The 9,702-nt window shown below is 69.9% G+C and carries 7 protein-coding genes and 2 pseudogenes; 2 read left to right on the top strand and 7 right to left on the bottom strand.

Translation table 11 applies throughout. The features are described 5' to 3' along the window. On the bottom strand, positions 1 to 517 hold a 517-nt coding region (locus EAO72_RS40005), incomplete at its 3' end, for a PspA/IM30 family protein (protein WP_148021878.1). A 50-nt stretch (positions 518 to 567) separates the two neighbouring features. Between EAO72_RS40005 and EAO72_RS40000 the strand changes: the two are divergent. After that, positions 568 to 864: pseudogene (locus EAO72_RS40000) on the top strand (PspA/IM30 family protein); the annotation flags it as partial. 5 nt (positions 865 to 869) lie between these two features. Here EAO72_RS40000 and EAO72_RS39995 read toward each other — a convergent pair. Continuing rightward, positions 870 to 2,789 (bottom strand): annotated as a pseudogene (locus EAO72_RS39995) (TPM domain-containing protein); the annotation flags it as partial. Between the two features lie 192 nt (positions 2,790 to 2,981). On the opposite strand from EAO72_RS39995, the gene EAO72_RS39990 reads away from it, so the two are divergent. After that, on the top strand, positions 2,982 to 3,314 hold the full coding sequence (locus EAO72_RS39990) for a hypothetical protein (RefSeq protein WP_187285367.1): 333 nt from the start codon (positions 2,982 to 2,984) through the stop codon (positions 3,312 to 3,314). On the opposite strand, the gene EAO72_RS39985 is transcribed toward EAO72_RS39990, so the two are convergent. The 5 genes from EAO72_RS39985 to EAO72_RS39965 all read right to left on the bottom strand — a co-directional run bounded on the left by EAO72_RS39985 (position 3,304) and on the right by EAO72_RS39965 (position 9,461). Continuing rightward, positions 3,304 to 4,767 carry a glucoamylase family protein gene (locus EAO72_RS39985; protein ID WP_148021877.1) on the bottom strand — a complete coding sequence of 488 codons (1,464 nt, stop codon included), beginning with the start codon at positions 4,765 to 4,767 and terminating at the stop codon, positions 3,304 to 3,306. The two genes, EAO72_RS39990 and EAO72_RS39985, sit on opposite strands and share 11 nt — an antisense overlap. 251 nt (positions 4,768 to 5,018) lie before the next feature. Further along, positions 5,019 to 6,221, bottom strand: a complete 1,203-nt coding sequence (locus EAO72_RS39980) for a glycoside hydrolase family 1 protein (RefSeq protein WP_148021876.1) — start codon at positions 6,219 to 6,221, stop codon at positions 5,019 to 5,021. Positions 6,222 to 6,304: 83 nt separating this feature from the next. Continuing rightward, positions 6,305 to 7,216 (bottom strand): carbohydrate ABC transporter permease, encoded by a 912-nt coding sequence (locus EAO72_RS39975; protein WP_148021875.1) that lies wholly within the window; start codon positions 7,214 to 7,216, stop codon positions 6,305 to 6,307. Further along, the gene (locus EAO72_RS39970; RefSeq protein ID WP_148021874.1) at positions 7,213 to 8,205 is read right to left on the bottom strand and encodes a carbohydrate ABC transporter permease; all 993 of its coding nucleotides are present in this window, start codon (positions 8,203 to 8,205) and stop codon (positions 7,213 to 7,215) included. The genes EAO72_RS39975 and EAO72_RS39970 overlap by 4 nt, the downstream gene beginning before the upstream one ends. Positions 8,206 to 8,210: 5 nt before the next feature. Further along, positions 8,211 to 9,461 (bottom strand): sugar ABC transporter substrate-binding protein, encoded by a 1,251-nt coding sequence (locus EAO72_RS39965; protein WP_148021873.1) that lies wholly within the window; start codon positions 9,459 to 9,461, stop codon positions 8,211 to 8,213. Positions 9,462 to 9,702 lie beyond the last annotated feature (241 nt).

Below are 9,702 nucleotides of genomic sequence, written 5' to 3'. Positions count from 1 at the left end.
CGGAATCCATCATCTGGTTCTGCGCCTGGGCGGACTTGGCACGGGCGACCAGCTCGTCACGCTTGGACTTCAGCTCCGTCAGCTTCGTCTTCATCCGGTCCAGGCCGGACTTCAGCTTGTCCACCACCTCGGTCTGCGAGGCGATCGTGGGCTCCGCCGTCCTCGCCTCCTTCTCGGACTGGAGCTGGCGGCCGAGCGCGACCTTGGCCAGGTTGTCGAACTTGTCGGCGTCCGGGCCCGATCCGCCGGCCCGCAGCTCATCGGCCTTGCGGCTGGCGGCGAGCGCCTTCTCGCCCCACTCCTTGGCCGCCGCCACGTCCTCGCGGTGGTCCTGCTCCATGAGGCGCAGATTGCCGATGGTGGCGGCCACGGCCTGTTCGGCCTCCGAGATGTTGGACGTGTACTCGCGGATCAACTGGTCCAGCATCTTCTGCGGGTCCTCGGCCTGGTCGAGCAGCGCGTTGATGTTGGCCTTCGCCAGCTGGGTGACGCGTCCGAGGATGGTCTGCTTGGTCATGGCACCTCTCCTGTGTGTCCGGTCCTGCTGAGCAACGTGACGGATACGTGTGGGGCGAGAAGGCGCTCGCCGCCAGCCGCAAGGCCGATGAGCTGCGGGCCGGCGGATCGGGCCCGGACGCCGACAAGTTCGACAACCTGGCCAAGGTCGCGCTCGGCCGCCAGCTCCAGTCCGAGAAGGAGGCGAGGACGGCGGAGCCCACGATCGCCTCGCAGACCGAGGTGGTGGACAAGCTGAAGTCCGGCCTGGACCGGATGAAGACGAAGCTGACGGAGCTGAAGTCCAAGCGTGACGAGCTGGTCGCCCGTGCCAAGTCCGCCCAGGCGCAGAACCAGATGATGGATTCCGGCATCCCGCCGCCCGGTCCACCGCGGCCCCCGTACACGCGCACGTCCTGCTCCGCGAGGCTCCGCGCCTCACCGGCCAGCGCGTCCGCCCGCTGCGCCTCGGCCAGCGCGGCCTGGGGATCGTCCGTCCCGGCCAGCTCGCCGGCCCGTTCCAGCCGCCGCTGCGCCTCCGCCAGCCGGGTCCTGGCCTGGCTGCCGACGGCTCCGCGGTTCGTCGTGACGTAGTCGGCGGCGCCGCCGATCGCCGACCGTGCGGTGAGCATTGCCTGGTCGAGCAGGGAGCGGGCCCGCCGGTTGCCCTGCTCCTGTTCGCGCGCACCGGTCAGTGCCTCGTCCAGCACCGCGTCGGCCTCCTCCACCCGGCGCAGGGCGTCGACCGGGTCGTACGCGCCCGCGCTCAGCTCCGCCCGCACATCGCGGGCCACGGTCTGCGCGCGGGCGATCCGGCCGCGCAGGTCCGCGGTGGACACGCCTTCCGCCGTGCCCTCCAGCAGCCCTCCCGCGTCCGCCAGGTCCGTCTCCGTCTCCGTGAGCGCGGCCGGCAGCCGGGCCGCCGCCTCCTCCAGTTCCCGCGCGCGCCGGTCGACGGCGTCGACGAGGGTGGCCGCCTGGCCGACCGCGCCCTCGGTGGCCCGTACGTACACCGCCGCCGCGGCGTGGTCGCCGCTGTCGACCGCCTGGCGGGCCTGATTGAGCGACGACGTCGCGAAGACGAGCCGGTCCTTGGCCTGCTCGATGTCGCCCGCCACGGGGGCTGACGCGGACTCTGCGTAACGGCCGCGCAGCGTGGTCAGCGTGGCATCGGCGGCGGAGGCACGGACGGCCAGCGCACGGAACGCCGTCTCCGCGGCGGCCAGGGCCTGCGGGGCGTCGCGTTCCAGTTCGCGCAGCCGGTCGAAGTCCTCGGAGACGTCGTCCAGGCGGGCGTTGGCGTCCGCGCACCGGCTGATGATCTCGTCCAGCATCCGCCGGCGCGTGGCGTCGTCCTCGGGGAAGGCGTCGTCGAGCTGCTGACGCAACCGGAACGCCGTCGTCAGCTCGCCCTTGGCGTAGCCGACCGCCTCCGTGAACGGTGCGGCGGCCTCCTCGCCGAACTGGGCCGTGGCGAAGCCGAGTTCCTCCTCGCTCGTGCGGACCGCGTCGTCCGTGGCGACGAGCGTCTCCTTGGCCCGCGCGTCGAGTTCCGGGAGCGGGGTGGGAGGCTGCGGCGGTGCGTCCCGGCCGCCGCCGGCCGGCCCCCAGCCCGTCGCGCCGGGCGTCGTACGGGTGGTGGCGCGCCGCTTGCGCCGGGTGAACGCGTACGCGGCGACCGCCGCGGCGCCGCCGACGAGGACGATCGGCAGCACCAGATCCCCGGTACTCGTCCCGCCGGAGCTGCCCGTGCCGGGGTCGTCGGAGCCCGGAGTGATCGCGGGGGTGGGGACGGGCGAACCCGCCAGGACGGCGGAGTACCCGTCGGCGGCCCCGATCGCGGCACCCGCCCAGTCGTTCTCCTTGAGCGCCGGCTCGATCGCGGTGCTCGCCACGTCCTGGAGCTGTGCGTCGGTGAGACGGGAGCCCTGGTCGACGGAGTAGGCGTACTGCCGGTCGTGGGTGGCGACGGCCAGCAGCACGTCGTCGAGGCCGAGCCCGTTGCGGCCGGCCGTCTCGTCGGCCCAGTCCTGCGGGGACCGTCCGGAGAAGTCACGGACGTAGGCCACGAAGAGCTGGACGCGACGCTGGTCGTAGAGGCGGTCGAGCGCGGTCACCACCTGGGCCCTGCGGTCCCCGAGCGCACCTACCCGGTCGGTGATCTGCCCGTCCCGGGACAGCGTGATCGGGTCGTCGGCGCGAGCGGACGGCGCGGTGGGAAGGGCCAGCCAGCACACCGTCAACAGCACGGCGAGCAGGGCCCGGCCCGGTATGAGGATCCGGGTACGGCTCACAGGCGGCATCACGTTTGCGAGGCTATGTCCGCCTCAGGGGCCCCGCGACCCGGCACACGCCCCGCATACCCCGCCCGGGAACGGCCCCCGTACCGGGCAGGTCCTGCGGTTCGTACGGGCCGGGCGCACCGCGGGACGCGCCCTGTCCGTTCGTACAGCCGGAGTACACCGGCCAGGAACCCGAGTGGAGCCGTGATCGCGAAGAAGCACGAGGAGCTGGACCACCTCGACCTGGTGAAGGTCCACGGCCCGCTCGGCGGGGCACTCGACCGGCCGGCCGACGACCCGCGGACCGTCGAGGTCGGCGACATCGTGGAGCGCCTGATGATGCGGGCGGTGAAGGCCGGCGAGGCGGCTGCCGACGAAGGCATCGACGATCAGTTCGTCGGCCTGCTGGACTCGGCCATGGCCGCGTCCTCACCGAGCGCCGTGCGGCCGTTGGCGATGCACTGCCCCGCGGGGCCACGGGGCCGCGTACCGGGAGGGCCGGAACCACCCCCCCGGTACGACCGGCTCAGATGCTGAAGCGCTCCTTGACGAGCAGCGGCCGTACCCGGGAGCGGAACCCGCCGGTCCGGAACGGCTGTTGCAGCAGACCGGGGCGGAGCGCCTGGGCCAGAGCCGCGGCGATCATCCCCTGGTCCAGGGCGAGCAGATGGTCGCTGACCCGTCCGGTGGAGACGTTGACGGAGTCCCGGAACCCGTAGCCCTCGTGGTAGGCGCCGAAATCGCGGTCGAGCGCCCGAAGGTTCGCCACCGCATCGGCCGGCGCGTACGGCAGCGCGAGGAACGAGGCGTGCGGGGTGACGACACCGTTGGTGAAGGCCGAGGCGGGCGGCAGCGGAGCACCGTCCGTCGTGTACGTACGGTCGGTGTTGGAGGCGTAACCGTCGACCTGCATGCCGAGCGCGTCGACGCCGTACTCCTGATAGCCGCCCTCGGGGATATTGGCGGGCGAGAAGCCCCAGTACCCGTACCCCGCCTCCTTCGTACCGTGCTCGATCTGGCCGCGCACATAACGCTGATGGGTACGGCCCCACGACTGCGGCGACCACTCCGGCTCCGGCACGAACAGCGGAACCATCAGCGCCTCGAACATCGACCCGCCCCAGGTGGGGACGAGTTTGCGGCCGCGGTGCGTGTAGTGGCCCTGCCAGACGCGGATGCCGTCCATCGCCACGTAACCGCCCTGCGGCTGCTGCTCCTGTTCGTTGCCCGGGGCCATGGTGCGCAGCAGGTGCCAGTAGTGGTCGGCGGGCAGTGAGCCGTCGGCGATGCCGAGGTAACTGGCCATGCGGGGCTCTGTGTTGAGGGCTCCGTAGTGGTGGCCGGTGGGCTCCTCGGTGTCCGTCCAGAAGCCGCCGCGCAACTGGCCGGGGCCGGCGACCGGGTCGGCCGGGTCGTAAGGCGTGTAGTAGTACGACCAGTCGGCGTCCGACAGGATGCGGTCGATGCGGGGGCGCAGCGCGGGAGCCGCGTCCGCGGCGATGCGCAGGCCGGTGATCAGCCAGGCGTTGTCGACCGACGAGAGGAACGGGCGGACCGGGTCGCCGGTGCCGGGCCACTCGGTCAGCACCGAACCGTCGTGTGCGTCGTACCAGTTGAGCCAGAAGCCGTGGTGGCGCTCCAGCCGCTCGACGGACCGGACGGTGAGAGCGAGCCTGTGCCGCATCGTGGCGTCGCTGATCACGCCGAGTCCGGCGGCGGCGACGGTGGACCAGAGGCCGCAGCCGATGTTGGTCGGCGAGGTCTGACGTGACAGGACCGGGCCGCCGGGACCGCTCACGTCCATCTTGTCGACGGCGAGACCGAGACCGGTCGTCATGGCCTCGATCGAGCGGTACGTGTCGCGGAACCAGTGCAGCAGCAGCGGTGTGACGGCGGCGGGGGCGGCGCCCGCGGTGGGTGCGGTCACGGCTCCGACGGACAGGGCCGCGGCCCCGGTCCCGGCGGCGGTGAGAAACGTGCGACGGTCCATGAAGATCCAGCTCCCGGTGGCAGGGGGGAATGGGGGAGTTCGTGGCGTGCTCGATGCGGCGGAGGCGCGCCTCCGCCGCCGTTTTCGGGTACGGCTGCCGGCACGGCCGGGCTGTGGGGCCCGGACCGCGCCGGTGAAGCGGGTGGTGCGGTGTACCGGTGGTGCGGTACGGGAACCGGCGGAGGTCAGGTTCCGCCGGCTCCCGTACGGGCGGGAGCCGTCAGGAGCTCCCGGTCCAGGGGGGCCGGGTCTCAGCCGGCGTTGCGCGGCAGGGCGCGGGTGCGGCCCATCTCGCCGAGCCAGACGGCGGACGGCTTCGGCAGCCGCTCGAAGGTCTCCGGGTTCCAGCCGATGAGGCCGAAGGTGGGCGCGTAGGAGCCCCACTCGTAGTTGTCGAGCGCGCTCCAGGCCAGGTAGCCCTGGATGTTGAGACCGTCCTCCAGCGCCAAGGCGACCTCGTTCAGCGCACCGGTGTAGTAGTCGATCCGGCGGCTGTCGACGTCGGTGGCGATGCCGTTCTCGGTGACGATCAGCGGCACGTCGGGGCCGACGACGCCGGCCGTGTGGCGCAGCGCGTACCCGACGGCGGACGGGTAGTACTCCCACTGCGTGAGGGTGCGCTCGACGTCGTCCGAGGTCGGGATCGGGCCGTCCGGGCCGATCTTCGTCCGGGTGTAGGACTGCACACCGATCCAGTCGTCGCCGCGGGCGGCCTCGATGAAGACGTCCTCGCGGGGATGACGGTAGGCCGCCGTGACGTCCTCGGCGCCGGGGAGGGACTGGTAGACCTGGTTGGCGATGGTCCAGCCGACCTGGATGTCGGCGTTGATCGCCTTGACCTCCTTGACGGCCGCGTGATGGGCGGCGATCACGGCGACGGTGGTCTCGTCGTCCGGGGTCGGCAGACCGGCGGGCGGGAAGCCGATGTCGCCGCGCTTGGCCTGGCCCGCCATGACGGCGATCATGTTCGGCTCGTTGATGGTGCAGACGTGGCTGACGCCCTCGGCGATGACCGGTGCGCAGGCCGCGACGTAGCGGGCGAACAGCTCGGTCGCGCCTTCGGCGGTGAAGCCGCCGCGGGCCTCGAACCACTGGGGCACGGTGAAGTGGTGCAGGGTGACCATGGGGCGCAGGCCGCGCTCGATGGCGCCTTCGACCATCCGGCGGTAGTGGGCGAGCTCGGCCCGGGAGAAGCAGCCCTCGGCGGGCTCGATGCGGGCCCACTCGATGGAGAACCGGTAGTCGGTGAAGCCCAGTCCGGCCAGCACGTCCATGTCCTCGTGCCAGCGGTGGTAGCTGTCGCAGGCGTCCAGGCTGGGCTCCTGGATGTGGGTGCCCGCGGTGTGCTCCTTGACCCACCAGTCGCTGTTGGTGTTGTTGCCCTCGATCTGGTGGGCGGCCGTGGAGGCGCCCCACAGGAAGCCTTCGGGGAACGGGACCTGGGTGTGCGTCATCGCAGACTGTCTTTCTGGTGCGTGAAGGGGGTGGCCGCTGGAGTGAGGGGTGCGGCCTCGTACGTGTCGGTGGGGCCGGCGGGCTACTTCATGCCCGCGGTGGCGATGCCCTGGGTGAAGTGCCGCTGGAGCGCGATGAAGACGACCAGGACCGGCAGCACGATCAGGAAGGAACCGGCCATCAGCATGCCGTTGGAGCCACCCGCCTTGTTCGGGTCGGTGGCGAAGGTCGCCAGGGCGACCGGGAGTGTGTACTTGTCGGGGTCGTTGGTCGCGATGAGCGGCCAGACGAAGTTGTTCCAGGAACCCAGGAACGTGAAGATCGACAGCGTCGCCAGGGCGGGCTTCACCAGCGGCATCACGATCCGCCAGAAGATGTACCACTCGCCGGCGCCGTCCATCCGGGCCGCTTCCAGCAGCTCGTCCGGGATCGACTGCATGAACTGGCGCATCAGGAAGACCCCGAAGGCGCCCGCCGCGAACGGCAGCACCAGACCGGCGTACGAGTCGATCAGGCCCATCTTGCTCATCAGCACGAACAGCGGCAGCAGCATCAGGTTGCCGGGCACCATGAGGGCGCCGAGCACCAGGCCGAAGATCTTGTTCCGGCCGGCGAACCTCAGCTTGGCCAGGGCGTACCCGAGCATGGAGCAGAACACCAGGTTCGAGACGGTGACCAGGACCGCGACGATCACCGAGTTCATGAAGTACAGCGGCAGATCGAGCTTGTCGAGCAGGTCCCGGAAGTTGTCCAGGGTCCACTCGGTCGGGATCCAGACCGGCGGGCTCGCGGTCAGCTCGTTCGTGGTCTTGAACGCGGACAGGGCCATCCACAGGAACGGCGCCGACATGATCAGCAGACCGACCGACAGCAGGACGTAGACGAGGCCCCGCTTCAGCGAACGCCGCTGCTTGCCGCGACCCGGCTGCCCGGCGTCCCCGGGCTTCTTCGACGGCGCCGTCGAGACGGCGCCCGGTGCACTGGTGGCGCTCATTTCGTGTTGTCCTTCAGCAGTCGGAGCTGCAGCACCGTGATGCCCATGATCACTACGAAGAGGACATACGCCATGGCGCTCGCATAGCCCATGTGGAAGAAGTTGAAGCCCTCGCGGTACATGTTCAGCGAGACGGTGAGCGTCGAGTCCGAGGGGCCGCCCTGCGTCATCACGAAGGGTTCCTCGAAGACGTTGAGGTAGCCGATGGTGGTGATCACCGTGGCGTAGAGCAGCGTGGGCCGCAGCAGCGGGACCGTGATGCCCTTGAACTCCTGCCAGATGTTCGCGCCGTCCAGCCGGGCCGCCTCCCGCACCTCGGTGGGGATGGCCTGGAGACCGGCGATGAAGAGCACCATGACCGTGCCCAGGTTCCGCCAGACCGCCATCGCGATCATCGACGGCATGGCGAGCTTCTCGGAGCCGAGGAAGTCCGGTGCGGTCAGCCCCACTTCGGAGAAGAGGCCCGCGACGAGACCGTCGCTCGGATCGAGGACGAACCGCCAGACGACGGCGACCGCGACGATGGTGGTGACGACCGGGGCGTAGAAGCCGACGCGGAAGAAGGTCCGGGCCCGGTCGATGCCGTTGTTCAGCAGGACGGCGACGATCAGTCCGAGGAAGATCGTCAGCGGCACGCCGATGACCACGAAGTACGCCGTGTTGAACAGGGACTTGAGGAACTTCTCGTCGCTGAACAGCTTGGTGTAGTTCTCGAAGCCGATGAAGTTCGCGTCCAGCGGATGCGTCACGTTGCGCAGCCCGAAGTCCGTGAAGCTCATCACCAGCGTGGCGATGATCGGGACGGCCATGAAGACCAGGAAGAGCACCAGGAAGGGAGTGGAGAACAGCCAGCCGGCCATGTTCTGCACGCCCATCGAGGGCTTCCTGCGGCTTCGCGAGCCCTTCGGCCCGGCGGCCGGGGACGCGGTGGTCCCCGGCCCGGCCTGCACCTTGGCCGGCTGTGCGGCCTTTCCGGTCGTGGTGCTCATGGCTCCTACTTCACGAGGCCTTCGATCTCGGACTGCGCGGTCTTCAACGCGTCCTCGGCGGACGCCTTGCCCTGGGTCACCTTCGCTATGGCCTGGTCGACCTTGTCGGTGATCTCGCTCAGGTTGGGCAGCGAGGGGGAGGACTTGGCGGTGTCCATCTGCTTCTTGAAGATCTGCAGATCGGCGTCGTCGGCGAGGTCGCCGGAGGTCCAGGCGGCGGTGTTGGCCGGCAGGTCCTTGGTGCGCTCGTACCAGTCGGCCTGGCCCTTGGTGTCGGTCAGGTACTTGATGAACTCGGTTGCCGCGGCCTTGTGCTCGCTGTCCTTGGAGATCACCAGGGAGGAGCCGCCGGCCATCGACGTGGAGGACTTGTCGGCGGGGACGGCGGCCACCGCCCACTTACCCTTGATCTGCGGCTGGCCCTCGTTCAGCAGCGTGACGTGCCAGGGACCGCCGAAGAACATCGGGACGCGGCCGTTGCCGAAGTCCTTCACGACGTCGTAGCCGGGCTGCACGGACTTGTTCGAGAGCCCCTTGTCGAAGTACGAGCCGTACTCCTTGAGCGCCCTGACGGCCTCGGGGCTGTCGATGACGGCCTCGCCCTTGTCGTTGACGATCTCGCCGCCGGCCGAGTACAGGAAGGAGTAGAAGTTCTGCACCGTGTCCAGGCCGCTGGGCTGGATGGACAGGCCCCACTTGGTGTCCGCCTTCTTCTGGTAGGCGGTCGCGAGGGCCTGCATCTCCTTCCAGTCGGTCGGAGCCTTGGTGATGCCGGCCTTCTCGGCCAGGTCGGTGCGGTAGTAGAGGACGCGGGTGTCGACGTACCACGGCACGCCGTACGCCTGGCCGTCGACCTCGCCCTGCTTCCAGCCGGCCGGGAAGAAGTCCTTCTTCTGGAAGATCTTGGTGTCGACCGGCTCCAGCACGCCGAGCTCGGAGAACTCGCCCATGTAGCTTCCGCCCATCTGCGCCACGTCCGGCATGGTGCCGGCGGCGGCCGCGGAGACGAGCTTCTGGTGGGCGACGTCCCAGCCGACCGGGGTCACCTTGACGGTGATGTTCGGGTGGGCCTTCTCGTACACCTTGGCCACGTCCGCGAGCTTCTCGCCCTCGGCCCCCATGGCCCAGACGGTCAGCGTCTGCTTGCTGTCCGCGGCGACGTCCTCGCCCCCGGAGCTGCCGCACGCGGTGAGGCCGAGGGAGAGCACGACAGCGATACCGATGCCGGTGGAGGCGGTTCTGGCGGTGCGGGACATGGAGGGCTCCTCCTTGAGCAATCCGGATGTATGCGCTGCCTGTAAGCGCATACATCACTCTGCGGCAGAGATTCGGGAATCCGCAAGAGGGTGCTGGGTCACACTCGTGCAACGTGTTGGACATCTGAATGTTCAACTTGGAACGGTAAGCGTGGTGTGTGCGTAAAAGGTGGGGGTGTGACCGATTCCGCATGGTTGGTTCCGGGGAGTGGGCGGGCTCGGGGACGCGGCCGGGCAGCCA

Origin of the sequence: Streptomyces sp. OR43, from assembly GCF_008042275.1 — a bacterium.
GTDB lineage: Bacteria > Actinomycetota > Actinomycetes > Streptomycetales > Streptomycetaceae > Streptomyces.
Note: the sequence above shows the minus strand (reverse complement) of the source record. Positions and strands in the feature narration are given on the sequence as shown.